This is a genomic window from Buttiauxella brennerae ATCC 51605, from assembly GCF_001654925.1.
In the GTDB taxonomy this organism is placed as follows: Bacteria; Pseudomonadota; Gammaproteobacteria; order Enterobacterales; family Enterobacteriaceae; genus Buttiauxella; species Buttiauxella brennerae.
In genome coordinates, this window is sequence record NZ_LXER01000054.1 from 1 (window position 1) to 701 (window position 701).

The 701-nt window shown below is 49.9% G+C and carries 1 rRNA gene; it reads right to left on the minus strand.

The features are described from left to right. Positions 1 to 453: ribosomal RNA gene (locus tag M975_RS21945) — 16S ribosomal RNA — on the minus strand; the annotation flags it as partial. Positions 454 to 701: the final 248 nt, after the last annotated feature.

Consider the following 701-nt stretch of genomic DNA (forward strand, 5'->3'; position numbering starts at 1 on the left):
GCCTTCCTCCTCGCTGAAAGTACTTTACAACCCGAAGGCCTTCTTCATACACGCGGCATGGCTGCATCAGGCTTGCGCCCATTGTGCAATATTCCCCACTGCTGCCTCCCGTAGGAGTCTGGACCGTGTCTCAGTTCCAGTGTGGCTGGTCATCCTCTCAGACCAGCTAGGGATCGTCGCCTAGGTGAGCCATTACCTCACCTACTAGCTAATCCCATCTGGGCACATCTGATGGCAAGAGGCCCGAAGGTCCCCCTCTTTGGTCCGAAGACGTTATGCGGTATTAGCTACCGTTTCCAGTAGTTATCCCCCTCCATCAGGCAGTTTCCCAGACATTACTCACCCGTCCGCCGCTCGTCACCCAGGAGCAAGCTCCCTGTGCTACCGCTCGACTTGCATGTGTTAGGCCTGCCGCCAGCGTTCAATCTGAGCCATGATCAAACTCTTCAATTAAAAGCTTGATTTGCTTCAACTCGTGAAGCGGTGCTCAAAAATTAACTTTCGTAATAATTCAACTAAATGAATTACTGCTTGGTCACTCTTCAAGACTTGATATTTTTTTGTACCCGAAGGTACTTGAGATATCAATCCTGCGAGTGCCCACACAGATTGTCTGATAAATTGTTAAAGAGCAGTGAGTTGCGCGCTTTCGCTTGCTAACTCGAGGTGGCGTATATTACGCTTTCCTCTTTCAGAGTCAA